The organism is Pontibacter diazotrophicus, assembly GCF_003367245.1.
Lineage (GTDB): Bacteria > Bacteroidota > Bacteroidia > Cytophagales > Hymenobacteraceae > Pontibacter > Pontibacter diazotrophicus.
In genome coordinates, this window is the sequence record NZ_QRGR01000011.1 from 143,096 (window position 1) to 166,731 (window position 23,636).

Genomic DNA, 23,636 nt, shown 5'->3' on the forward strand with positions numbered 1-23,636 from the left:
ACTAATGTGTGACAAGCGGTTCCTTTTTAGATTTCGGAATGGCGGCATTGTGCGTATCCAGTTTATCCCACCATGTTTTCTTCAGGATGACACACACTACCAGCAGAATTCCAAGGGCTATGTACATTTCCGTTTCCATGCCAATGACAAGGTATATCGGAATTACTGTTAAACACATCTGGCCCAGCACCCCGATTACCACATTAAAGGCGTCGAGCTTGAAGTTCCTGTTTTCGGTGGCTTCCGGGTTTTCCGCTTTCACCTTCGCTGCTATCGGCCCCCAAAATCCCCAGGGACGTACATTCCTGTAGAAGATCTTCAGGGTTTCTTCATCTGTAGGAGGTGCTGTAAAAGTACCGATGAGGCTACCTGCCAGGGATATCACCAGCAGAAGCGGGAAATAGTATAAATCAAGGCCGTCGAAGATATAAGGGAAGATCAGCGCAGGCACAATACCTGCCAGCATACCCCAGAAGAAGCCACTGCTGTTAAAGCGCCACCAGTACCACTTCAGCACATTGGCTGAAATATAGCCGCCATACAGGCCGGCCACAATCCACTGCAACAAGCTGTTTACGTCTTCCGCAAAGAAGCCAATCACCACACTCACCAGCACTACTACCACACCGGTGGTATAATTCATGCGGGTTACCGTCACGTTGGATGCCGTCGGGTTCACATACTTAAGATAGATGTCATTTACAAGGTATGCCTGGGCTGCGTTGAGTGTTCCGGCAAACGTGCCGATAAAAGCGGCAAGAAGGCCAGCCAGTATCAGGCCCATGACACCGGTAGGGGCAAAATTCTGAATGGCAGACGGCAGTATCCTTTCAAAGTCAATACCGCTGGCTGAATCCAGGTTGAGCTGATCGTAGTTCAGCAAGGCCAGCACCGAAAAGCCAATAATCATGAGGTAGCGCGTCGGAATCAGCACCAGCGACACAAAACCGCTCATTTTAGCGGCGTCCTGTGGTGAGCGGGAAGAAAGAATCTTCTGCATGTCGTAGTTCGGTGTTGGCCCGGCTATACTGGCCAGTATACCCTTGAATACCATCATGGAGAAAAATATACCAAACATCGTATACCCATCCGCCTGAATCTTCTCATTTACCTCATCTATGATACCCGTCCAGTTGAGGTCGTCAAGCGTGGCGCCAAAAAACGGTGTTTTCCAGGCTTCCGGCACATTCAGTGTGGCTGTTTCCAGGTTATTCATCGCCATAACGCCAATCACGACGGCAGCCACTGTCATGATCACAAACTGCAGTACGTCGGCCCATACAATACTGGACATACCACCCAGAATAGAGTAAAAAACTGCGAAGGAAGTAAATATCAAACCATAAAAGTGCGGCACAAACTCAGGAGGCAGATCAAACGGCAGGAAAGGCTGCACGAAAGACCATGGCACGAAAATCTCCACGAATTTACCAAGTCCGATAAAGCCGTAGGCCAGGAAGCCGAGGCAACTGATAAGGGCAAAAACCACGACAATACCATGGGACTGATTGGCGTAGTTGCCTCTTCCGAAGCGGGTCAGCATCCATTCGGCACCGGTGGTTACGTTAGACCGGCGCAACCAGGCAGCCAGGAACATCATCAGGAAAACCTGGTTAAATGAAGGCCAGAGCCACGGAATCCATATACTTTTCAGGCCATAGACAAAGGCCAGCATCACCATCCACATGGTACCGGAGATGTCAAACATGCCGGAGGCGTTGGAAAGCCCGAGTGCATACCATGGCAGCGTGTTACCACCTAAGAGGTAGGCGTTTTTGTTTTCCCTCGCCCTGCGCTGCATCACCAGGCCTATCACTGCCACGGCTACCAGGTATAGGGCAACTATACCGACGTCTATTGCGGTTAATTTCATTTGATAATATTAAACTGAGTTATCTAATGCTACTATATAAGGTGTTTCTAAGGCTAATAATCTAAGGCTGTGCCCATACGTCCTGCCTTCTCATAGCCGGGAACATGAATTTCTTAATTTGAGGGAGGATCACTGTAAATGTTTTCTGACGCCACTTTCTGCAAAAAGAAAGTTTCCGGGTGGTTATAGAAGGCTTTGAAGTCTTCGGCACTCTTCTGCCCTGGGTACGGTGCAAAGAAATGATTCAGGTCGAAGTTGCGCCACACCAGCACATAGGAAAGGCCTGCATCCTGTACTACAGGGAGCAGAACACCCGTCCACCAGTTCGCCAGCGGAAGGTTGCCAAGGCCTGTTTCACTAAACGTCCATACTTTCTCCTTCTCCTGCCCTAACTGGCGCACTGTTTCCACCATGCGGCGGGCTTCTCTGATGTAAGCAGTGTCCGGATCCGGCGAAACAACCGTCGTGTCAATTTGAGGGCGGTGGTAAAGGTCGAAGCCCAACACATCTACATAGTCATCGCCGGGGTAACGCTCCAGGTAATCTTCGCGAGATGTAAACCTATCAGTGGAATAGGCTATCAGCAGGTTATTGGCTCCTTTGTTGCGCAGGTAATCTATTGTGTAGCGCCACATCTTCTTATAGTCCTCAGGGGAAACATGCTCGCGTCCCCACCAGAACCAACTGCCGGTGTGCTCGTGCAGGGGGCGGAAAACCACCGGGATTAATTCTCCCTGCGGTCCTTTCAGGCTTACCATGAAATCGGCCACCCTGTCTAACCAAGAGTCATAGCGCCGCAGTGCCACCGGGTCGTTAAACATGCGCTGAATGGTAGAGTCCATTCTATCCCAGCTGGTTTTAGAAGGATCTAAAGGGTTGTTCAGGTGCCAGCTAAAGGTGTTCAGTCCGCCTTGCGCATACACCTGCTGCGCATACGATCGCATCCTGTCAAAAGGCACGCTATCGAGGTTTACTACATTGCCCAATTCCAGGTGGCCAATGTCCCAGCCTACTACAGCCGGATACTCCCCCACCGTTTCCTTTACATCAGAGCGCCCGTCCTCATACTCCCACCCGATGCCATAGGCCAAATCATCCTGGTGCCCAAACATGGTCCCCTCTTGTGAGAGTCTTTTCATATTGGCATAAAGATTTTTTGTTTCCTGCGTTGCCTCCGGATCTACAGGTCGAATCTGGGAACCTGCTACCTGCAGCCTCTGAGTACATGATACTTGCAGGAAGAGTGACGCAAGCAAACAAACGACAACGATACGGGACATATATAATCGATTAATAAAATTTGTTATTCCAACTTCTAAATAATCCTCCGGGTCTACTTAAAACGTTGGTCTCCTAATTCCTCTGGCGAACTTCCTGTTGCTAAATAATGTATCAGTACTCTTCAAAATTCCATACCAAAGCTCATCTAGCCACACACTTTCTGTAAATAAAACTTGGCGAGATTTATTGGAAATAAGTAAGCACTCAGTAACTTGACACCAGGCTCACAAAGTTAAATATATTTTTCTCAGCTTTGTAATACAATTTTATCAAATCTTTGCCTAAATTACTTCCTGAAGTAATTTCTGTGCTTCTATATCTGGCTAGAATGTTCTTTAGCACAAGCATAAAAGCTGTATAAACTCTTTGATTGCTTAAGCCAACTTTAATTAAAACAGGTTCAAAACGATTGAATAAGATATATTTTTAAAGTAATAAGCTTTTAAACGGCATCAACAGAATGATCTGGAGTACCGCTTTATGTTTGGTTCTGGGTACCTGAAAGCCGGAATAAACAAGGAAAACGTACTAATACTTTTTTGCCTTGTTTTATCAACATAAGCAGTATAACATAATCACTTTAAGCTGTATAATAAAAACTTTCAAAAACCATGACAACCGCTGCTTACAGGGAAATTACCCCACTTACCCAAAACGACTGCTTTACTGTATTCTCCAGAAAGAAAAAGGAGTTCAAATTCCCCTTACACTACCACGAGGAATATGAGTTGAACCTGATCTCGAATGCCGCCGGAGCCCAGCGAGTTGTTGGAGACAGTATTGAAGTAATCGACGACCTTGAGTTGGTCTTGGTAGGCAGCAATCTGCCCCATGGTTGGTTTACCCATCAATGCCAGAGTGAAAACATCAACGAAATTACGATTCAGTTTCACCGTGACTTGTTTGATGAAAAATTCCTGAGGCGCAATCAGTTAAGTTTTATCCGTACGTTACTGGAACGCTCGTCTAAGGGAATATCTTTTTCGCAGGAAACAAAAGAGGCTTTCAAACCCCGATTGGAGCAACTGGCAAAAAAGAGCGGCTTCGATTCTGTGCTGGAGCTAATCTCTATTCTGCACGACTTGTCTAACTCCCGCAACATGCGTACGCTGTCGAACAGCACTTTTACTTCAGAGCAGTTCAGTTACTACAGCAGGAGAATAGAGAAAGCTTTTGAGTATATGCAGACTTATTATGATAAAGACATTACGCTGGCGGATATATCTAAAGTTGTGAACATGCCGGAGGTATCTTTCAGCCGTTTCATAAAGAAACGTACCGGTAAAACCTTTGTGGAAAGCTTGAACGAAATACGCCTTGGCCACGCCTCCCGCATGCTGATAGACACGACTGAAACCATTTCAGAAATCTCTTATAAGTGCGGCTTCAACAACCTCTCCTACTTTAACAGGGTATTTAAACGGGAAAAAGGAAGTACCCCGAAAGAGTTCAGACAAAACTACTCCAGTTCCTGCGTAATTATCTAAATCATGTAAAGCGACAAGCGTATCAGGACACCAGGTTCTAATAAAATGAGACAGGAAAAGCAACAGCAACACGGATTCAGGCCATCATTGCTGGTTTGATGCTGGGCTACAGCAGGAACAATTTGGTGCTGACTTTGAAAAAGCCAGGGCTTTCCTCCCCTTGCCTACAGGCAGTGTGTGCAAAAATCAACTCATGTTATTCCGAACTCCTGATGCCTGCTTCTCAGTTGCTGACTTACCTGATCGTAGTCCTGGTCTTTTATGAATTCAACCATCAAGGTGCCTCCTATCAGAATTTTAGGGTCTATCGACAGTCTGAAAATCTCTCCATACACTTTCTTCTTTGTCGCTGTGTCAAACTCCTTGTTTTTCCTCAGGCTCTTTTTATAAGTGATCCAGTTCGACAATAAAATAAATGGGTAGAAAAGCGGAAACAACAGTAAGGAGGTGGTCTTTACACGGGTAAAATGGAATTTCTTGATACGAAACCCCGACAGTTTCGCTAAGACTCTTAGCTTTTGAACGCCAATCAGGAATATATGTCCAAAATATATATCATCTGTTATCTCCTGCTTTGAGACCCAAATGCTGTCAAGTTCATTGGGGGGCATGGTAGAGATAAACCGCTCACTCTCTGATAGCAGGTAACTTAACTTCGACCGCAGATTGGAGTAGTTAGGTGTAGTAATCAGCAGAACCCCATTCATTTTCAGGACCCTGTTGAACTCCTTTAATGCACTAAACTGGTCACTGAAATGCTCGATTCCTTCCTGGCAAATTAATGCATCAGCGGTTTTATTCTCCACCGGGAGCCCGTCACGTATATTGGCTCTTGAACATTCGATCCCTTCAATCTTAAAGTATTCAGGAAACAAATCCATTGGTATGGGGTTAGCTCCAATTTCTCTCAGAATTCTCGATGTTATTCCGTTTCCCGCAGGGAAATCAATCACGGTTTTTCCTTTATAGAAAGCAGCGTTTTTATGTAAGTATTTTTTTACATAATACTTGATGCTCATTGGGTTATCTTCAAATCTCATCCTTTTTCTAATGGTTCAACAGTAGCGGCAGAGGGATGACAAAAAATCATCCTGCTACTAAATATAGTTAATTGTGCCAGCATCTTGTCCGGAAAAGCAGGAAGTATACAATCTATGTGCAGGATCACCAGAACGTACCCGAGCTTTTACCCTGCGCCATTTCTGGCAAAAGAGTGAACAAGAACGCTTAAAACGAAAGCAAGCATGTGCGATGACACACACATGCTTGCTTTGGGATGTTTAGGGGCACTTGCTTCTATACTACATTCACCACTACTTTACCATTCGTTTTACGTGTTTCCACCTGCTTGTGCGCCTCGGCCATGTCCTTTAGCTCATACACATGCGACACGTGTGGCCTCAGATGGCCTTGCCGCATCAGTTCGGCTATCTGCTCCTGATCCTCTCCGCTGGAGTGCACCAGGTAATTCTTTGCCTCTATATTTCGCTTTTTTGCGTCTGCCTGCACAGTTTCCTTTGCCCCACCTAGTATAGAAATAATCTTACCACCCTCTTTGAGGGTTGCAAGCGAACGGCGGGTATTTTCCTCTCCCAGCGAATCGAGTACAATATCTGCATCCATCACGACGTCTTCTACATTAAACTTGTGATAGTCAACCTGCTCGTCGGCACCCATGTTTCTGATAAAATCGTGGTTTTCAGCTGAGGCTGTGCCAATGACTGTGGCTCTAAAGTATTTCGCTATCTGCACCGCAAAATGACCTACTCCGCCAGCTGCTGCATGTATAAGCACACGCTGGCCTGCTTTTATACCAGCTTCATGCACCAGCACCTGCCAGGCAGTAAGCGCTGCCAACGTGGCGGTGGCAGCCTCATGGTGCGGAATATTGGCGGGTTTGTGCGCAAGGTGTGTTTCGGGTGCCGCCACATACTCTGCATAGGCTTTTCCATGGCCCGGGAAATTTACCATCCCGAATACCTCATCACCTTCTTTAAAATAGGTTACATCGTCGCCAACAGCTTCCACTACTCCTGAAATATCCCAGCCTAAAATTACCGGAGAATCTTCTTTCAGCTTGTCATAAAGCGACTTTCCCTCACGTGTCTTCGTATCAACAGGGTTTACGCTAACGGCGTGTACCTTCACCAGTACCTCGTTTTTGAACGGTCTGGGCTTCTCTACTTCCTGCAGTTGCAGGTTCTCTACTCCTCCTGGGTTGTTTAGAACGATTGCTTTCATAGGCTTTTAATTAAGGTTCATATTCTATCCTTCTTTATTCAACTTAAGCCCCTGCAAAAGGTTATGATAACTGACGCATGAAAACAGAAGTAAAAATACCTGTGTGTTAGCAAGATGAAATATGAGCTGCATCTTTAACTGGAGAGAATCTTACTGGTAGATACAGGAACAGGTGTTGATGAGACGCTATAAAGCAGCAGCGGCTATACCTTTTGAAGATATAGCCGCTGCCGGATATGGTTATTTGAAAACTGAACTACACGTCTACACGGGCATACTTGGCATTGCGCTCGATAAAGTCGCGGCGTGGCCCAACTTCATCACCCATCAGCATCGAGAACAGGTGGTCGGCCTCAGCGGCAGAATCAATGGACACCTGCTTTAAGCTACGGTGGTCAGGGTCCATGGTGGTGTTCCAGAGCTGCTCCGGGTTCATCTCACCCAAACCTTTGTAACGCTGCACACCCACACTTTCTTCACGGCCTTTGCCCAGTTCCTGTATGGCGTTTACACGGTCCTGCTCACTCCAGCAGTAACGCTCCTCCTTGCCTTTCTTCACAAGGTAAAGCGGCGGTAGTGCTATGTAAATGTAACCGTTCTCAATGAGTTCCTTCATATAACGGAAGAAGAAGGTCAGGATGAGTGTACGGATGTGAGAACCGTCCACGTCCGCATCCGTCATGATGATAACGCGGTGGTAGCGTAGTTTCTCCATGTTCAGGGCCTTGTCGTCTTCTTTTGTTCCGAAGCTCACACCAAGGGCCGTGATCATGTTCTTTATTTCCTCGTTTTCATAGATACGGTGCTCCTGCGCTTTCTCCACGTTCAGGATTTTACCCCGCAGCGGCAGTATAGCCTGGAACTTACGGTTACGACCCTGCTTAGCAGAACCACCCGCTGAGTCACCCTCCACCAGGTATATCTCACAGTTTTCAGGGTTGCTATCAGAGCAGTCTGCTAGTTTACCTGGCAGGCTGGTGCTGGAGAGTACGCTCTTGCGCTGCACCATCTCACGCGCCTTACGGGCTGCAAAACGGGCCTGCGCCGCCAGTATCACCTTCTGTACAATAATGCGGGCTTCCCTCGGATTCTCCTCCAGGTACTGGGTCAGCATTTCGCCTACAGCCGTATCCACGGCGCCGGAAACCTCAGAGTTACCAAGTTTTGTTTTTGTCTGACCTTCAAACTGGGGCTCCTGCACCTTTACCGAGATAACGGCAGTAAGCCCTTCGCGGAAGTCATCACCTGCAATTTCAATCTTCACCTTGTCCAGCATACCGGACTTGTCGGCATAAGATTTCAGGGTGCGGGTAAGGGCACGGCGGAAACCAGCCACGTGCGTACCGCCCTCTATGGTGTTGATGTTGTTCACATAGGAGAAAATATTCTCGGCGTACGAGGTATTATACTGCAGGGCAATTTCCACTGGCACACCGTTCTTCTCGCTTTCTACGTGAATCGGCTCCGGGATCAGGTTTTCGCGCGTCTCATCAAGATAAGCCACAAATTCCTTCAAACCGCCTTCTGAGAGGAAGGATACGAACAAAGGCTCTCCCTGATCGTTCATCTCCCGCAGGTCTGTCAGGTTAATGCGAATGCCCTTGTTCAGGAAAGACAGCTCGCGCAAACGACCTGCGATGGTGTCGTATTTATATTCGGTGGTAGTGAAAATAGAGGCGTCTGGCTGAAAGCGAACGGTTGTCCCGGTCTTCTCAGTTTCGCCTATTTCACGCACCGGGAAAGCAGGCACACCAATGTTGTAGTGCTGCTCGTAGATTTTGCCGTCGCGGTGCACCGTTACATGCAGGTCAGTTGAAAGTGCGTTAACGCAGGATACCCCCACCCCGTGCAAACCACCGGATACTTTGTAAGTGTCTTTGTCGAACTTACCACCAGCGTGCAGTACCGTCATCACCACTTCCAGGGCCGAGCGGCCTTCTTTGGTGTGGAAGTCTGTTGGAATACCGCGCCCGTTGTCGGACACCGTGATGGAGTTGTCTTCGTTTATAGTGACAGATATTTCGTCGCAATGGCCGGCAAGAGCTTCGTCAATAGAGTTGTCTACTACCTCCCATACCAGGTGGTGAAGGCCTTTTATACCGATATCGCCGATGTACATGGCCGGACGCTTCCGCACCGCCTCGAGTCCCTCCAGTACCTGAATGCTATTGGCTGAATAGTTGTTAGCTTTTGCTATTTCTTTTACGTCACTCATGGTGTGTTATCAGAAAAATTGATTAGGTAAAATTACTACTTTTATTTCGTTTATACTATACTTTTAGAGAGCTTACAGGCAGCTTAAAAACCCTTCCACTCACCCTCCCCTGATCTAACAGGTATAAACGCTTCTATATGAACAAGAAAAGCCTCTGAATAGTGCCTCCACGGCATGCACACATCCCTGAAAAACACAAAAGGCAACCTGATCCTGCAGGTCACCTTTAGTTGCTATAGAAACAGGAAAATCTTATACAGGATACTGCTACAGGCAGGAAGTTACTATTGCAACCGGGCCTTTACCTTTAGCCGTGCTACCATACGGCGGTTAAAGTCGTTATATTCCGGACCATAAGGCACCGTGTTATCCAACTCTTCCACTCCTACTATCCTGTAGCTATCTTCTCCATTGCTCAGGAAGTTAAGCTTTGCTTTCGCGTTGTCGAGCGCTTGCTGCATCAACTCCTGCTGCACCTGCTGGCGCTTGTCCGGGTCTAAAACTGTGCCTGACACGTTCACGCTGAACGGAAAGTTATGGCGCAGCACATCCTGCATAATGCGCCCGTACATGGCACTGTCTGCTACGGTTATGTTATAGGAAACGCTGGTCTGGTACATCTCAGGCCTGATTTTCTCCTGCCCCATCTGCTCTGGCATATGATGGATGTAAATGTTTTCGCTCGTGAGCACCATGTTCGGCACTTGCTTTTGCAGGGAGTCGGCCCATTCCATAAACTTGTCGCGCATGCCCATCGGGCCGTTGTAGGACAGGTTGAGGCGGTAACCTGCATCGGGCATGCTTCGTTCATGCTCCCCGATTACTTCAAGGTAATCCTCCTGTGCCTCATCATGCACCTGGCAACTGCTTAGGGTGCCAAAGCCAGCTAGCATCGCCAGCACCCACACACATACGTTTTTCATAGTCATATAGGGTTTGTATATATACTTTTTAAATATCGAGAATTATGCCAATATATCACGGCAGCAGCCTTCACCTGGGAAAAGCGGAACAAAAGAAAAAATGACCGCCGCACACATACTACCATTGAATAAATTCATCAGATTTGCAGCTTTAACCTAGTGCGATGCGAACGATTATCCTGCTGCTCATTTCCAACATCTTCATGACCTTTGCCTGGTATGGGCACCTTCGCTTCAAAGAGGTGTCGCTTTGGAAGGTGATTCTCATCAGCTGGCTGATTGCCTTTTTTGAATACTGCTTTCAGGTGCCCGCCAACCGTATCGGGCATGGCCAGTTCACCGCCTTTCAACTCAAAACCATACAGGAAGTTATCACCCTGGTAGTGTTCATCGGCTTCTCAGTACTGTACCTGCGCGAGGACCTGAAGTGGAACTACCTGGTGGGTTTCCTCCTCATTTTAGCTGCCGTGTTCTTTGTGTTTAAGAAGTGGTAAGACGTGGCTTATCAAGTACTTTGTTAAGTTGCCAAAGAAGATACACCCGGTAGGTAACCGCATATCTCTTGGTCAGGAAATGCTTTTCCTCTTCAATTTGCCATAGCATTAAAACCCTCTTATGTTGCTCACGTTAATTTTAAGAGCATGTTTATTTTTTATTTTGATGGCGAAAAGGGATAGTGCTGTATTCTGAAGAGGCGAAATTTCAGGTATATCCCCCTGATTAAAAGCAAAAAACAGCAGAAAGCAGCTTTTAAAAGCACTCCTTTGTAGCCTAATAAATAAAGGTTAAACAGGCGCTGACACATGTTTAACATAAAAAAAGGAGGTAAAACTATGGCAATGAATTTTGATGATTATGTAAAGGACTCGAAGACGTGGCTCCATGAGCTATGCTCTTACCTGGGTATAGACGATGAAGTGAAAGCAGGAAGAATCTTCCGCTCGGTGCTGCACGCTATCCGCGACCGCATTCCGACTGGTGAGGCCATCCATTTAGCAGCACAGCTGCCTATTATCTGGAAGGGGATTTACTTCCACGGCTTCACCTTACACGAGCCCGTGCGTATACGCCACGAAGACGAGTGGCTTGAATTTATCCGCAGCAAAGATGCTGGCGCAGAAGAGGCAGATTTCCCAACACTGGACCACGCCTACTATGCCTATCATGATGTAATGGCTTTCCTGCGCGACCACATTTCAGAAGGCCAGTACGAGCAGGTAGCACAGGCGCTGCACTCAGAAATTACCGTACCAGCCTAAACACAGCAAAACAAACCAAGAGACACCTTAGAGGTCTGGCTAGCGCCAGACCTTTTTTATTGTGCAGCAGTATTCTGGTTCAATTTAAAACTATTGGGGTCAGATAGATTGGCGTTAGCAGCATTTAACATCCTTTCATAGTTGTAGTACTCAACTTATTTAAGTAAAATTACTACAGTTTGCTGCAGTCGTCTAAAAGCAGCATCCGGCACAAAGAATGGAAAACGGGTACGATAGAAAGACCGGCTATGTCTTTGGTGGGGCAAGCAGCTTCTGGTTTTTGTTTGTAGCGATTGCGCTCATCATCTGGCTCAGCCCCTTGTTTATAAAGCAGGAAAACTCCTCCATTAAAACACTGCTGATAGGTGCTGCTGCTTTACTGCTAGGCTTGTGTCTTCGGTTCACCTTTTACGGCACCCAGGTAGACCCGGAAAGAGGAAGAATAAGAGAGTACACCTCCCTGTTGGGCTATAGAACAGGAGACTGGGAAAAATTACCAGACCTGAAAAGGCTCCGTTTCACCTCTAACAATGTCAGCTCCCGAAACACTCCCAATGGCATCTCCCCGACGATGCGGCACACAAGCACAGTTTATACCATTGCCCTCTTCTCTTATGCTGCCACTCCTGATTACGTAATTAAAACGGAGAACAAAAAGGAGGCCTTGCAGGACGCACAAGCCTTAGCTAAAATCCTTCACTTAAAAGTGGAGGACAGGCTGTAAACTTTATGAAGAGCAGCGCATGCATGTTACCATCAGGAAAGCAGCATCAGAAGATGCCACCGCTATAAACAACCTCGCCTGGCAGTTGGGCTATACGCCTACTGTTGAAGCGACAGCAGAAAGGATACACGCCATTACTGCGGACAAGACGCATTGTGCCTTTGTTGCCGAGGCTTCAGGAGAGGTGATTGGCTGGGTTCAAGCCTTTTGCGCCATCCGCCTGGAATCAGAACCTTTTGTGGAGATTGGTGGCCTGGTGGTAGACGTAAATGCCAGAGGAACCGGAGTTGGCAGAAAACTGGTTCAGCAGGTGATGGTTTGGAGCGCACAACAGCCTGTCAGTAAAATCAGGGTAAGAACAAATACAACCAGGCTCGAAACACACCAGTTTTATCAGAAGTTCGGGTTTGAAGAAAACAAAGAGCAAAAGGTTTATGACCTGAAATTATAGCAAATAGTGCTGTCGAAAGCACTTCAAAAATATACGGCAGTATTCCTCTCTTTCATTATCCTTTATAAACACAGCAAACTAAGCTTGTTCTTGCCAGCATGCAACCATACCTTTGCACTTTAAAAAAGAACAGTTTGCACCGTCTCCTTGCCCGCAACAGGTGGGTAAATGACAACATTCAAAAGCAGGCGAAAACAAGCCGCTCTTATTACACGAAAACTAAACCTTTTTGCCTTCTAAATCCTTTTATACCTGAAGCGAATGATGATGAAACACCTTATACTCATCGTAATGCCGTTCCTGCTGCTTATGGGTTGCAATACAGGTCCTGCTGAGGCAACACAGCAGGAGGAACTGGAGGCAAACGTGATGGTCATACACGATGATGCTATGGCTAAAATGGGTGACATTTATAAACTGCGTCGTAATTTCCGAAGCCTCCGCGATACCTTGGCAGCACAACAGGCTGACACGGCCACCCTGCAGGCACTTCAGCAGCAGATAGACGAGCTGAACCAGGCGGATGAAGTGATGATGGTCTGGATGCGGAATTACAGTGCCCCGGACACCCTGCAGCACGAGCAGGCGATGAATTACCTGCAGCAGGAATTGCAGAAAATTGAACGTGTACAAACAATAATGGACAGCACCATAGAGGCTGCCCGGCAAACACACCAGCAATATGAGCAACAGAAATAAATTCCATTTTAAAAAAAGTATAATCACTGCCGCTATAGCCCTTTCAGCTGGCTTTTTTTACAGTTGCAGCGAGAGTGGAGCCCGTAACCAATCGCTGCCCATCCTGGGTGAGCGGGAGGCTGTGGAGCGGGAAGTAAACGGCCAGTTAGAGGTGGACACGCTTTACCACCAGGTTCCCGATTTTGCTTTCGTTAATCAGGACAGCCAGCGGGTTACGCAGGAAACGGTATCGGGCAAAATATATGTTACTGACTTCTTCTTTACCTCCTGCCCTTCCATCTGTCCTAAAATGAAGAGCCAGATGCTACGCGTTTACGAGGAATTTAAAGGTAACCCGGATGTGCTGCTACTCTCCCACTCCATCGATCCGCAGCACGACACCGTAGCCGTACTGAAGGATTATGCTGACCGCCTGGGCGTGCAATCCAATACATGGCATTTCCTGACGGGTGAGAAAGACAGCATATATGACATCGCCTCTAAATACCTTGTGGCAGTGCAGGAAGATGGTGACGCCGCCGGTGGTGGTTTTACCCATGGTGGCCATTTCATACTGGTGGATGAACAGCGCCGTATACGGGGCGTGTACGATGGTACGGAAGAAGCTTCTGTAGACCAGCTGCTACAGGATATTCCGGTACTGCTGAACGAACAACAGCATGCGCAAAACTAAAGGCATAGCGGTGGTGACGGGTATCTTAGCCCTCACCACCCTTACACAGTGCTTTACCGAAAAACAAAACGAAGGGCAGCGCCTGTATGAGGCGAACTGCCAGAGCTGCCACATGGAAGACGGCAGCGGCCTCCGTAATCTTATACCACCCATTGCAAGTGCTGATTATTTACAAAAGCATAGGGAGGAGTTGCCCTGCCTCATCCGCCACGGCCTAGAAGGTCCTATATTGGTTAACGGCCAGGAATATGACCGGCCAATGTCCGGCCTGGAGACCATGCGCACCGATAAAATCACGAACCTGCTCAACTACATCCAGACCAACTTCGGCAACAACAACGAGCGCTATACTTTGCAGGAAGTAGACCAACTGCTGGAGTCCTGCCCGCCGCACCAGCATTGACGGGTATTCCGGGCTGTATTAATAGCCTGTTAGTTCCTCCAACTTATAAGCAGGGTCAGCATTAAACCAGTCCCGGATAAGGCGGTACGCGATGGAAATGAGTGGCGGCAGGCGCAATGAACCATCCTGCAGGCCAGCTGCGATCTCACTTCGGGTAAACCAGCGGGCATCCTCCAGTTCATCGCTATCCAGTTTCAGGTTCCGGTTACGTGCCACCGCGCTGAAGCCCACCATAACAGAGCTCGGGAAAGGCCAGGGCTGGGAGGAGTGATAGGTAACTGTTTGCAGTTCCACACCAGTCTCTTCCTGCGCCTCGCGCGCCACCGCCTGCTCCAGCGTTTCGCCGGGCTCCAGAAAACCAGCAATGGTGGCGTACATCCCTTTTGGCCACACCGCCTGCCGCCCCAGCAAACACGCATCTCCCTCTGAAATAACAACGATAATGGCTGTATCTGTGCGGGGAAAGTGATGCCTGTTACAGTTTTGGTTTGTGCACTGCCGCACATGCCCTGCGTGTGTGCTATAGGTCAGGCTGCCGCAGTTGGGGCAAAACCGGTGACGCAGGTTCCAGTGCACCATGCCCCGGGCGTAGGCCAGCAAAGCACTATCCGGCTGCGGCAATTCCATTGCAGAGGTCCGGAGGTCGGCCAGGCTATAGCTTTCTCCTAAAATGGCGTGTAACTGCTCCTGCATCCCCTCAAAACCTAACACAAAATATGGCACCCCGTCCTCTGAACCGAGATACACCTGCACCTGCGCCAGCTTTGCCAGCTCTTCTGCCTCCTGTTGCCGCAGTACGGCAGCCAACTTGCCTGTCTCCGTTTCCCTGATTAAGCTCAGGGAATCGTGCATTACAAGAATGCGCGCGTCCTGCTGTTGCCAGAGCTGCTGCATGTGTGTCTCATCCGGGCGTAGTTCAGAGAAACGGTTCAGGGGGTTATGTGAAAAGAAGTTCATAATAGGGCAAAATGGTGTCTACGCTGATTTATACAAAACGCTCGCGCTGCGTGTTCCATATGCAGCAAAATTAAAAGAGCCATCCTGGGACCCAGAGTGGCTCTTTTAGTTATGTCAGAAGATGCTTCCTATGACGATTAACGTCCGAAATCATCCTGCACGCGTACAATATCATCCTCATTCGAAGGGCTCTCTGCATCAGTGTGCTGCCATATCTCGGCCAGCACGCCCCATTCTTTCAGCCCCACCAGGCGATGGCGTTCGCCTTGTTTTAGGGTGATATAGTCGCCCGGCTCCAGTGTCTTCAGTTCGCCTTCTTCATCTGAGTCGGAAGTTACCACACCTACTTTGCCTTCCACTGCTTTCCATATTTCAGCGCGGCGGTGATGGTACTGCCACGACAAACGTTTCTCCGGTGCCACCACCAGGATCTTCGGGCTCAGCTTACCGGATATTTTCAGCTTGTCAACCGACATGCCTTCAAAGTAAGTGTCGGCGAATTGCTGCGCCTGGTTTTCATCAATCACAAAAAAACCACCCCAGGGCCTGGTCTGGTCCTGCTTGTCGATAGAGAAGCCCTGCTCGGTTAGTTGTTGCTCTATTTGCTTGAAAAGCTGTTGCTTGTCGTTTTCGGTAGGCATGTTAGAATGTAGTGTTTTGGTTATTAGAAAGACAACGGGTTGCGGTACTCATCAGAAGCAACCATACATTGAAGTGTAAAAGTAAAAGTATTTGCGGTTTTCTGCATAACCCGTATAAAATTTTGCGAGGGAGTGCCTGCTTTTATATTTGATAACTCCGCTAAATGTTCAATCCTTGAAGTTAAACAAACTAGGAACAGGCACTTGTAAAGCAAAGGCACTAAAGAAACAAGCAGACACCATTCCCGTACAATCAAGTATATATTTTAACCAATCAAATAGCTAATTATGAACGAGGCAGAATATAGAACAAAGGGAAACTGGAATGAACTGAAGGGTAAGTTAAAGCAGCAGTACGGCGACCTCACTGATGATGACCTGACCTACAATGAGGGACAGCAGGACGAGTGGCTGGGTAAACTTCAGCAAAAGACCGGCAAGGCAAAAGGCGATCTGAAGAAATGGATTGATTCTTTATAACAGGCTAAGCTTATTAAGAGACCAGGCATGCAGCATAAAAAACCCGTATCATGGCGCAAGTCAGATACGGGTTTTTTATGCTGCATGCCTGCTGGTTTACAGGATTCGAAAAAGCTATATCACTCTGAAAAAGCGGACGCTTCATTTTAACACAAGAAAGACAACTCCAGAATTTAACTGTTTTTATTTTTAAAAGAATATAACCAACCCAATTTATTGAATTAATTCGATATGAAAAATATTTGAATATAAGTATATTGTAAGAACTAATTATTCATTTAATTTGCTTTCTGATTTATTTAAGAAGCAAATTCTATAACGACTATTTCCGCTTTTATAAATAAACCAACAAACAGCAATACGCCATACTTTTAAGAATATTAGATGAAACCGGATCAGGCTCTTTTTGATTTTGAAAAAATGGTCATACATTCTCTCGATATCATAGGGAGCATTGATTTGAATGGTTACATCCGGTATGTGAGTGATATAAGCGAAGATATTCTGGGATATCAGAGCAGCGAAATGATAGATCATCACTATTCTGATTTCCTGCACCCTGATGACCTTCTTGATACCGAACAAACTGTACGAACATTCTATGATACGCCTGAAAAAACTTCCTTTGAAAACCGTTATATACATAAAGAAGGCCATATAGTACCTATACGCTGGTATGGCGTCTGGTCAGAAGACAACACACTTTATTGTGTAGGGCGTGACATGACAAAGCAAAGAAAAAGCCAGTCACGTTTAGAGGAAAGCGAGCAACGTTACAGGGTCTTGTTTGATAATAACCCGGACGTTGTATTTATTGAGAACAAGGAAGGGCTTGTAACAGAAGCTAACCAGCAACTCGTTAAGAGTTTGCGGGTTAGCGAAGCGCAGTTAATTAACTGTCCTGCCTCGTCCTTTCTGCCTCCTGATATGGCTGCTGTGAACGAAAGATACCTTCAGCAGGCACTAATGGGAAACTCTCTGCGGTTTGAATTCGAGTTTGAGATAAACGGAGAAACCAGGATATACGACACCATCAAATACCCTGTCATTGTAAAGGATGAGGTTGTTTGTGTGCAGACTATTGCAAAGGAAATTACGTCGCTGGTGCACTCCTATAACACCATTAAGCGGCAGGCTAAACGGTTAAGCAACATCTTTGAAAGCATCACGAATGCATTTTTTACACTGGACAAAGAATGGAAATTCTCCTACATTAACTGCGAAGCGGAAAGGCTTCTGGCAATAGAACGGGCCTTTTATATAGGGGAAAATGCCTGGCAGAAGTTTCCAATCGAAGAAAATGGTGTCTTTTACAGGCACTACCACCACGCGGTGGCAACAGGCAAGGCGGTGCAGTTTGAAGCCTATTACAGCGGCACTGATGTGTGGCTGGATGTGAGGGCTTTCCCTTCAGAAGAAGGCATATCTGTTTATTTCGATGACATTACGGAAAAAGTAAAGGCACGGCAGGAGCTTGAGAAGCTGTCGCTTGTTGCCAGCAAAACGACCAATGGTGTCATCATCACCAACAGAGCGCGTAGAATTGAGTGGGTAAACGAGGGCTTTACCAGACTGACGGGATACAGATTAGAAGAGGTTAGAGGGCAGATTCCTTCTGATTTCCTGCACGGCCAAAAGACCGATAAAAAGGCTTTTGAAGTAGTAAAAGACAAAATGGAAGGTGGTGAGCCTGTGTCTTTTGAAATACTGAACTACCGGAAAAACGGTGAAGAACTGTGGCTCTCAGTTCAGGTAAACCCAACCTATGACGGGAATGGCGGGATTTTAGGGTTCGTTACTGTACAGACTGACATCACAGACAGGGTGAATTCGCAACAGGAGCTCGAAAAGCTGTCGCTGGTGGCAAGCAGTACGGACAATGGCGTTATCATCACCGATGCCTGCGGACTGACGGAGTGGGTAAACGAAGGCTTCACAAAAACGACAGGTTACACGCTCTCCGAGATAGCGGGAAGAAAGCCAGGAGAGTTGTTACAGGGTGAGGAAACTGAAGAAGCAACAGTGAGCATGATGCGTGAAAAGTTGAAGTTGGGTGTCCACTTTAACGCCATGCTCATCAACTACAAGAAATCAGGAGAAAAGTTCTGGGTCTCTATGGATATTACGCCTGTTTATGATACTGTAGGAACTGTGCGGCAATTTATTGCTATTCTTAAAGACATTACCTTCAGGAAAGAGGCAGAGACAAGCCTGCTGAAGATGACCCAGGACCTTTACGCTAAAAATAGTGATCAGCAGCAGTTTACGTACCTGGTGTCTCATAACCTGCGGGCACCTGTTGCCAATGCAATGGGTTTAGCGAACCTCCTGACTAAACTTGATAAGAACTCTGAGCTGTATGACAAATCGCTGTCAGTGTTGAATCAGAGCATACTACAGCTAGACACTGTCTTAAAAGACATCAACACCATCCTCACTATTCGGGATAGCAATGGGAACATGGACCAGGAGCAGGTCAGTATCAACGCTGTTTTAGAACAGGTACTGTCGTCGTTACAGGAGCCGTTTCAGAAATGCGGTGGCGAATTTGTCAATCGTCTTGAAGAAGGTATCAGCGTGAAGGCAAACAAAGCATACGTGTACAGCATTTTCTACAACTTTCTGTCAAACGCCATCAAGTACAGGTCCGAAGAACGCGCCCTTGTGGTGCGCGTCAAAAGCTTTGGCAACACATCCAAAGGCACACTTATCTCCTTTTCCGACAATGGTTCCGGCTTCGACATGAAAAAGGCGAACAACAACATTTTCAAGCTATACAAGCGGTTTCATGTCGACAAAAAAGGACGGGGCATTGGCCTGTATTTAGTTAAATCGCATTTAGAAGCAATGGGCGGACACGTAGAAGTAACCAGTAAGATTGGATTCGGCACAAGGTTCCTGATTTATTTACCAAAAATTTAAGATGAAAATATTTATCATCGACGATGATCATTTAAGCATATTCCTTTCAAGAAACATGCTGGCTATTGAAGATGCAACACTCGATATTAAAACGTTCCTTTCCGGCGCAGAGGCTTTAGAAGTATTATTTGCAAGTGATGAGGACAATATTCCTGAGGTCATGTTTGTGGATTTGAATATGCCCATCATGGATGGCTGGGGTTTACTGGACGCCCTGTCGCCGCTAGAATACAGACTTCGTGAAAAGTGCAGCATCTATATCCTAACCTCTTCTCTCGACACGTCAGACACTGATAGACTGCAGAATTACCCTTTCGTGTCCGGTCTTATTCATAAGCCCATTAAAAGCGAAGACATTGAACTCATTTTTTCATTTCAGAGGTCACAGAGTAAAAGCCTTGTTCTTTAAAGCTTTTAGTTAGAATACAAACCATTCAGAACATGGATACTATACTTGAACAAACACGGATTCCGGAGAACGAAAAGGAGCGGCTAGCCAACCTGTACAGCTACAACATCATAGAAAATCACGACAAAACGGGCACCTTTCAGCATATAGTCAGTATGGCAGCTCGTATTTTTAATGTGCCGATAGCCCTTGTGAGTTTTGTTGATGAAATGAACGTGGTGGCACAGGCAAATATAGAAATGGAGGGTGCGGGGGAGTTTAGCAGGGACATCAGCCTGTGCTCCATGGCAATTCTTAAAAATGAAGTTACTGTTTTTGAGAATGCCAGAGAAGAACCGTGCCTTTTAACGAACCTTATGGTTTATGGCAACTTTGGTTTACAGTTTTATGCCGGAGCCCCGCTAAAAACACCCGGTGGCTTCAACATTGGGGTACTGGCTATAGTGGACAAGAAGCCTCGCACCTTCTCTAAAGATGAAGAAGCGTTGCTGGAAGGCCTGGCTGCTATCGTGATGGAAGAACTTGAAGAGAGGCTGTCTGTGAGTAGCTAGCAGCATCGCCTGCTGCATACGGCTACCAGAGATTAATTAAAAAAATTAATTTACTTTCTGACAAAGCAGCGTAGCCTGAACTTTGGGTAAAGTAGCATTAAATATATTTGATGCTACTTTGACATACTTGTCTTGCTGAAACGCAGGTATAGTCACCAACAATATAGCATGAGGAGCAGTATAGAAGTTTGATGTATAGGCAACCACCCTATACCTAATACCCTCTAAAGATTAGCACCTCCCATGGAAAACAGTAATTTACCTGATAACTCCTTCTTAGAACAGATTGCACAGCAGTTGGGGCAAGTATTCTTCAGCTACGACACTATCGGGGGTAAATTCAACTATATTTCCCCTGCCATCGAACAGCTCTGCGGCACTACACCAGAAAACATTTTTTCCAACCCTGAAGCCTTTTTGTCTCACGTGCATGAAGACGACTTAGAATTCTTAGGTCACCAATACCGGAAACTGTTGGTTACCCGCGAGCAAACGCAGGTGGAGTTCAGAGTCAGGCAGACTGACCAGGAAACAAAGTGGATTTGTGTTTCCGCCTGTTTCATACAAGATGAACACGAGGCGCGGCACCTGATAGGCGGGCATGCAATGGATATTACAGAGCAGAAAGTGTTTACCCAGAACATCATGAAGTACAACAGCAAAAAGAACTCTACGCTGGAGATACTCTCTCATGACCTGGCGGCTCCCTTCGCCAATATACAAGGCACTATCAATATCCTTGAAGAGCAGGTAAACCAGGGCGATATGGATATACAGCAACTAATTGGGTTTATAAAGCAGGATGCTATGAGAGGCTCCGACATGATCCGGGACTTCGTGGATAACGAGTTCCTGGAGTCCTCCCAGGTAATGCTGCATAAAGAACGGGTGGATATTGCAAGTAGAATCGCCATCATGATGGACAATTACATAGAGCAGGAAAAGCTGATATCCAAAAACTTCAAACTTATTTCACCTGAAAAACCCATCTTCATGTACATCGATATGATGAAGTTTATGCAGGTGATGAACAACCTCGTTTCCAACGCCATCAAGTTCACCCAGGACAACGGAAATATTACTGTTTCGGTGGAAGACAAAGAGGACCATGTGCTAGTGAAGGTAGCTGATAACGGCATCGGTATTCCAAAGAAGATGCAACCATACCTGTTTGACAGGTTTACGAGAGCGCGAAGAGCGGGCGTGCGCGGCGAGAAAAGCACCGGGCTTGGCATGTCTATTATCAAGACCATTGTGGAGTTGCATAACGGAAAGATTTCCTTTGAGAGCAAGGAAGGCACAGGCACCACTTTCTACATTGAAATACCGTTAGAGTAGCTCCTACCCTTGCGGTGTAAACTCTAATTTAAGCATGCTCTAAAACCCGCTGCAGCTTTTCTTTTGTTAAAGGCTTATGCAGGAACGCGGATACCGGGTACTTCTTTGCCTTTTCCATCTCCCATGGGTTATGTGAGCTGCTGAGCAAAGCTATCTTCGTGTCGTTGAAGTCCATATTCGGGAGCCTTTCCAGTTCTTCTAAAAAAGCGAAGCCGTCCATTACGGGCATTTTAATATCCAGCAGAATAAGCTGCGGAAGCAGCTCCTCAGCAACTGCTTTCTTTATACTATTCAGTCCCTCTAATCCATTAAGCGCAGTCTGTATCTGGCTCCCAACGCCAACACTGTGAAGCAAACGCTTCGTGAGGAAAATACTGGTTTCATCATCATCTATAACTAAAACTCTCTCTATTTGCTTCATTCAGTCAATTTCTTCTGTATTGTAATCTTATTGAGATAGCATACGGCACAAATCCCGAAGCAGGCATTAAATCAGTTTTAAAAGCGCTATTAAGCGGGATGTACAGCTGCACACAAATACAACTACTGCCCTATTATTCTCCTGCCTTTTAACGGCTGTAAGAGGAGGTAAAATGATTCCTTTTAATCAACTGGCTTAAACTCCATGGTTTTAGCGACATGTTCCGGTTTGATGATTCCTCTGGCATAGAAGGAATTTTCCCCTTTGTCGTATTTATCTAAATAGGCCTGGCTGATTCGCTCCTGTAGATTTTCACTTTCTTCGGGAATACTGGCCCTGATAGCAGTAATTTTATCACCGCACTGGATTTGCCCATTGGCATTGTTTAAGAAGGTATTGAACCAGCTACGTTTACCAAATCCCCAGGAACGCGCAAATACTCTGTCATCTACAAGCACCTTCCAGATAGGAAGGAATTTTTCTCTTTCACTTCCGGCTTTGATACCAATAAGGTTGTTGTTCCTGATGTATGCTAAGGTCTCCTGATCGAAATCAGCCATAGAATTAAAGAATTAAGTATATTATAATTACTTCCAGGGATAGTGGCGCACTGGCTTTTAAACCACTTCTTGAGTATCTGTCGGGACAAATATGGACTCTTTTACAGACAGATGATGTACAGACTATTCTGTCTTTCGTATTATATATAATATTCCTTAATTTAGATATCAAAATCTTTTCACACACTAAAACTTTCTGACTATGAAGAGCACCTTTTCCCTTCTGTTACTCGCTGCTGTTTTGTTTTCCTGTTCAGGTGAAACAGAAACCCAGCAAACCGCAGAAACGAATGCAACTGAAACAGCAACAGAACCCAGCCTCACAAAGGTTTGGGAAACAGACACGGTTATGACCACCGCTGAGTCTACCTTGTATGACGAAGAAAATAACATTATCTATGTCAGCAACATACAGGGGAACCACTCAGAAAAAGACGGGGAGGGATTTATTTCCATCCTGCGGCCTGATGGGTCTGTCAGCCAGATGAATTGGGTAACAGGACTGAATGCGCCAAAGGGTATGGCCATCATGGACGGCAAACTTTATGTGACGGATATTGATGAACTGGTTGAAATTAACATAGCCGACAGCACTGTCACGAACCGTTATCCTGTGCAGGGCGCTGCCTTCCTGAACGATGCAGCTACCGATGGAGAGAAAGTTTATTTTACTGACTCAGAGACAGGCAAAGTGCATGTGCTGGAAAACGGCAGCGTGAATACTGTTGCCGAAGGGATGGAAGGCATTAACGGACTTGCCTTTAATGATGCAGGTGAAATGTTTGTGCTGGACGGAAAAGGACTCCGAAAGTACAACATGCAGGATAAAACCGCTGAACCTGTAAATGAAACAGTTACCGGCGGCGATGGCCTGGTTATTATTGACGACAGCACCTACATCGCGAGCCGCTGGCAGGGAGAAGTTTACCTGATCCGTAACGGGAATGAGCAGTTACTGCTGGATACAAAGGGAGAAGAATCCAACACAGCGGATATTGATTACATAGAAGAAGAGCAACTGGTGCTGGTTCCTACTTTCCTCAAAAACAGGGTAGCCGCGTATAAACTTGATTATTAACAGGCATTTGTCAGACTTCATGAAGCCCCTTTAAAGGCAGGCTGTTACAT

At 46.4% G+C, this 23,636-nt stretch carries 24 protein-coding genes; 14 read left to right on the plus strand and 10 right to left on the minus strand.

The window, feature by feature from the left end:
• Position 1: 1 nt before the first annotated feature.
• Both DXT99_RS11940 and DXT99_RS11945 read right to left on the minus strand, forming a co-directional pair.
• On the minus strand, positions 2-1,873 hold the full coding sequence (locus DXT99_RS11940) for a sodium:solute symporter family protein (RefSeq protein ID WP_115565783.1): 1,872 nt from the start codon (positions 1,871-1,873) through the stop codon (positions 2-4).
• 113 nt (positions 1,874-1,986) lie between these two features.
• Positions 1,987-3,153: a glycoside hydrolase family 26 protein gene (locus tag DXT99_RS11945; RefSeq protein ID WP_115565784.1), complete on the minus strand. Its 1,167-nt coding sequence runs from the start codon at positions 3,151-3,153 to the stop codon at positions 1,987-1,989.
• A 612-nt stretch (positions 3,154-3,765) separates the two neighbouring features.
• On the opposite strand from DXT99_RS11945, the gene DXT99_RS11950 reads away from it, so the two are divergent.
• Entirely contained in the window at positions 3,766-4,641 is an 876-nt protein-coding gene (locus DXT99_RS11950) for an AraC family transcriptional regulator (RefSeq protein WP_115565785.1), read from the plus strand.
• Between the two features lie 191 nt (positions 4,642-4,832).
• Here the strand turns inward: DXT99_RS11950 and DXT99_RS11955 are convergent, their stop codons facing one another.
• From DXT99_RS11955 to DXT99_RS11970, 4 genes are all read right to left on the minus strand, one after another.
• Positions 4,833-5,681: a class I SAM-dependent methyltransferase gene (locus tag DXT99_RS11955; protein ID WP_115565786.1), complete on the minus strand. Its 849-nt coding sequence runs from the start codon at positions 5,679-5,681 to the stop codon at positions 4,833-4,835.
• 256 nt (positions 5,682-5,937) lie between these two features.
• Complete coding sequence (locus tag DXT99_RS11960; protein ID WP_115565787.1) at positions 5,938-6,882, minus strand: NADP-dependent oxidoreductase; 945 nt, start codon at positions 6,880-6,882, stop codon at positions 5,938-5,940.
• A gap of 256 nt (positions 6,883-7,138) precedes the next feature.
• The gene (gene gyrB, locus DXT99_RS11965; RefSeq protein WP_115565788.1) at positions 7,139-9,097 is read right to left on the minus strand and encodes a DNA topoisomerase (ATP-hydrolyzing) subunit B; all 1,959 of its coding nucleotides are present in this window, start codon (positions 9,095-9,097) and stop codon (positions 7,139-7,141) included.
• Positions 9,098-9,381: 284 nt separating this feature from the next.
• Positions 9,382-10,020, minus strand: a complete 639-nt coding sequence (locus DXT99_RS11970) for an SIMPL domain-containing protein (protein ID WP_181885107.1) — start codon at positions 10,018-10,020, stop codon at positions 9,382-9,384.
• A 164-nt stretch (positions 10,021-10,184) separates the two neighbouring features.
• Here DXT99_RS11970 and DXT99_RS11975 point away from each other — a divergent pair, with 164 nt between their 5' ends.
• From DXT99_RS11975 to DXT99_RS12005, 7 genes are all read left to right on the plus strand, one after another.
• Complete coding sequence (locus tag DXT99_RS11975) at positions 10,185-10,514, plus strand: DMT family protein (RefSeq protein WP_115565790.1); 330 nt, start codon at positions 10,185-10,187, stop codon at positions 10,512-10,514.
• A 339-nt stretch (positions 10,515-10,853) separates the two neighbouring features.
• A complete protein-coding gene (locus DXT99_RS11980) occupies positions 10,854-11,279 on the plus strand; it encodes a DUF2267 domain-containing protein (protein ID WP_246000674.1) in 426 nt (141 codons plus the stop codon).
• A gap of 217 nt (positions 11,280-11,496) precedes the next feature.
• On the plus strand, positions 11,497-12,003 hold the full coding sequence (locus DXT99_RS11985) for a hypothetical protein (RefSeq protein ID WP_115565791.1): 507 nt from the start codon (positions 11,497-11,499) through the stop codon (positions 12,001-12,003).
• A 19-nt stretch (positions 12,004-12,022) separates the two neighbouring features.
• Positions 12,023-12,454, plus strand: a complete 432-nt coding sequence (locus DXT99_RS11990) for a GNAT family N-acetyltransferase (RefSeq protein ID WP_115565792.1) — start codon at positions 12,023-12,025, stop codon at positions 12,452-12,454.
• Between the two features lie 261 nt (positions 12,455-12,715).
• Positions 12,716-13,153: a hypothetical protein gene (locus DXT99_RS11995; protein ID WP_246000676.1), complete on the plus strand. Its 438-nt coding sequence runs from the start codon at positions 12,716-12,718 to the stop codon at positions 13,151-13,153.
• The gene (locus tag DXT99_RS12000) at positions 13,137-13,826 is read left to right on the plus strand and encodes an SCO family protein (protein WP_115565793.1); all 690 of its coding nucleotides are present in this window, start codon (positions 13,137-13,139) and stop codon (positions 13,824-13,826) included. Before DXT99_RS11995 ends, DXT99_RS12000 begins: the two co-directional genes overlap by 17 nt.
• A complete protein-coding gene (locus DXT99_RS12005) occupies positions 13,813-14,229 on the plus strand; it encodes a c-type cytochrome (protein ID WP_115565794.1) in 417 nt (138 codons plus the stop codon). The genes DXT99_RS12000 and DXT99_RS12005 overlap by 14 nt, the downstream gene beginning before the upstream one ends.
• 18 nt (positions 14,230-14,247) lie before the next feature.
• On the opposite strand, the gene nudC is transcribed toward DXT99_RS12005, so the two are convergent.
• Positions 14,248-15,186 (minus strand): NAD(+) diphosphatase, encoded by a 939-nt coding sequence (gene nudC / locus DXT99_RS12010; protein ID WP_115565795.1) that lies wholly within the window; start codon positions 15,184-15,186, stop codon positions 14,248-14,250.
• Positions 15,187-15,323: 137 nt separating this feature from the next.
• Complete coding sequence (locus tag DXT99_RS12015) at positions 15,324-15,827, minus strand: cupin domain-containing protein (protein ID WP_115565796.1); 504 nt, start codon at positions 15,825-15,827, stop codon at positions 15,324-15,326.
• Between the two features lie 288 nt (positions 15,828-16,115).
• Here DXT99_RS12015 and DXT99_RS12020 point away from each other — a divergent pair, with 288 nt between their 5' ends.
• The 5 genes from DXT99_RS12020 (at position 16,116) to DXT99_RS12040 (ending at position 21,527) form a co-directional block, all read left to right on the plus strand.
• Positions 16,116-16,307 (plus strand): CsbD family protein, encoded by a 192-nt coding sequence (locus tag DXT99_RS12020; protein WP_115565797.1) that lies wholly within the window; start codon positions 16,116-16,118, stop codon positions 16,305-16,307.
• 420 nt (positions 16,308-16,727) lie between these two features.
• The gene (locus tag DXT99_RS12025) at positions 16,728-19,229 is read left to right on the plus strand and encodes a PAS domain-containing sensor histidine kinase (protein ID WP_181885108.1); all 2,502 of its coding nucleotides are present in this window, start codon (positions 16,728-16,730) and stop codon (positions 19,227-19,229) included.
• 1 nt (position 19,230) lies between these two features.
• A complete protein-coding gene (locus DXT99_RS12030) occupies positions 19,231-19,638 on the plus strand; it encodes a response regulator (RefSeq protein ID WP_115565799.1) in 408 nt (135 codons plus the stop codon).
• A gap of 32 nt (positions 19,639-19,670) precedes the next feature.
• Entirely contained in the window at positions 19,671-20,189 is a 519-nt protein-coding gene (locus DXT99_RS12035) for a GAF domain-containing protein (RefSeq protein WP_115565800.1), read from the plus strand.
• Between the two features lie 243 nt (positions 20,190-20,432).
• A complete protein-coding gene (locus DXT99_RS12040) occupies positions 20,433-21,527 on the plus strand; it encodes a PAS domain-containing sensor histidine kinase (protein WP_115565801.1) in 1,095 nt (364 codons plus the stop codon).
• 28 nt (positions 21,528-21,555) lie between these two features.
• On the opposite strand, the gene DXT99_RS12045 is transcribed toward DXT99_RS12040, so the two are convergent.
• Positions 21,556-21,948, minus strand: a complete 393-nt coding sequence (locus DXT99_RS12045; protein ID WP_115565802.1) for a response regulator — start codon at positions 21,946-21,948, stop codon at positions 21,556-21,558.
• A gap of 182 nt (positions 21,949-22,130) precedes the next feature.
• Positions 22,131-22,508, minus strand: a complete 378-nt coding sequence (locus DXT99_RS12050; RefSeq protein WP_115565803.1) for a DUF2255 family protein — start codon at positions 22,506-22,508, stop codon at positions 22,131-22,133.
• 202 nt (positions 22,509-22,710) lie between these two features.
• Here DXT99_RS12050 and DXT99_RS12055 point away from each other — a divergent pair, with 202 nt between their 5' ends.
• Positions 22,711-23,586 carry an SMP-30/gluconolactonase/LRE family protein gene (locus DXT99_RS12055; RefSeq protein WP_181885109.1) on the plus strand — a complete coding sequence of 292 codons (876 nt, stop codon included), beginning with the start codon at positions 22,711-22,713 and terminating at the stop codon, positions 23,584-23,586.
• The last annotated feature ends 50 nt before the right edge of the window (positions 23,587-23,636 follow it).

Bases quoted from the DNA above. Each gene is read 5' to 3' on its own strand.
- DXT99_RS11940 (WP_115565783.1), bottom strand. From the start codon at position 1,873: ATGAAATTAACCGCAATAGACGTCGGTATAGTTGCCCTATACCTGGTA.
- DXT99_RS11945 (WP_115565784.1), bottom strand. From the start codon at position 3,153: ATGTCCCGTATCGTTGTCGTTTGTTTGCTTGCGTCACTCTTCCTGCAA.
- DXT99_RS11950 (WP_115565785.1), top strand. From the start codon at position 3,766: ATGACAACCGCTGCTTACAGGGAAATTACCCCACTTACCCAAAACGAC.
- DXT99_RS11955 (WP_115565786.1), bottom strand. From the start codon at position 5,681: ATGAGATTTGAAGATAACCCAATGAGCATCAAGTATTATGTAAAAAAA.
- DXT99_RS11960 (WP_115565787.1), bottom strand. From the start codon at position 6,882: ATGAAAGCAATCGTTCTAAACAACCCAGGAGGAGTAGAGAACCTGCAA.
- gyrB (WP_115565788.1), bottom strand. From the start codon at position 9,097: ATGAGTGACGTAAAAGAAATAGCAAAAGCTAACAACTATTCAGCCAAT.
- DXT99_RS11970 (WP_181885107.1), bottom strand. From the start codon at position 10,020: ATGAAAAACGTATGTGTGTGGGTGCTGGCGATGCTAGCTGGCTTTGGC.
- DXT99_RS11975 (WP_115565790.1), top strand. From the start codon at position 10,185: ATGCGAACGATTATCCTGCTGCTCATTTCCAACATCTTCATGACCTTT.
- DXT99_RS11980 (WP_246000674.1), top strand. From the start codon at position 10,854: ATGGCAATGAATTTTGATGATTATGTAAAGGACTCGAAGACGTGGCTC.
- DXT99_RS11985 (WP_115565791.1), top strand. From the start codon at position 11,497: ATGGAAAACGGGTACGATAGAAAGACCGGCTATGTCTTTGGTGGGGCA.
- DXT99_RS11990 (WP_115565792.1), top strand. From the start codon at position 12,023: ATGCATGTTACCATCAGGAAAGCAGCATCAGAAGATGCCACCGCTATA.
- DXT99_RS11995 (WP_246000676.1), top strand. From the start codon at position 12,716: ATGATGATGAAACACCTTATACTCATCGTAATGCCGTTCCTGCTGCTT.
- DXT99_RS12000 (WP_115565793.1), top strand. From the start codon at position 13,137: ATGAGCAACAGAAATAAATTCCATTTTAAAAAAAGTATAATCACTGCC.
- DXT99_RS12005 (WP_115565794.1), top strand. From the start codon at position 13,813: ATGCGCAAAACTAAAGGCATAGCGGTGGTGACGGGTATCTTAGCCCTC.
- nudC (WP_115565795.1), bottom strand. From the start codon at position 15,186: ATGAACTTCTTTTCACATAACCCCCTGAACCGTTTCTCTGAACTACGC.
- DXT99_RS12015 (WP_115565796.1), bottom strand. From the start codon at position 15,827: ATGCCTACCGAAAACGACAAGCAACAGCTTTTCAAGCAAATAGAGCAA.
- DXT99_RS12020 (WP_115565797.1), top strand. From the start codon at position 16,116: ATGAACGAGGCAGAATATAGAACAAAGGGAAACTGGAATGAACTGAAG.
- DXT99_RS12025 (WP_181885108.1), top strand. From the start codon at position 16,728: ATGGTCATACATTCTCTCGATATCATAGGGAGCATTGATTTGAATGGT.
- DXT99_RS12030 (WP_115565799.1), top strand. From the start codon at position 19,231: ATGAAAATATTTATCATCGACGATGATCATTTAAGCATATTCCTTTCA.
- DXT99_RS12035 (WP_115565800.1), top strand. From the start codon at position 19,671: ATGGATACTATACTTGAACAAACACGGATTCCGGAGAACGAAAAGGAG.
- DXT99_RS12040 (WP_115565801.1), top strand. From the start codon at position 20,433: ATGGAAAACAGTAATTTACCTGATAACTCCTTCTTAGAACAGATTGCA.
- DXT99_RS12045 (WP_115565802.1), bottom strand. From the start codon at position 21,948: ATGAAGCAAATAGAGAGAGTTTTAGTTATAGATGATGATGAAACCAGT.
- DXT99_RS12050 (WP_115565803.1), bottom strand. From the start codon at position 22,508: ATGGCTGATTTCGATCAGGAGACCTTAGCATACATCAGGAACAACAAC.
- DXT99_RS12055 (WP_181885109.1), top strand. From the start codon at position 22,711: ATGAAGAGCACCTTTTCCCTTCTGTTACTCGCTGCTGTTTTGTTTTCC.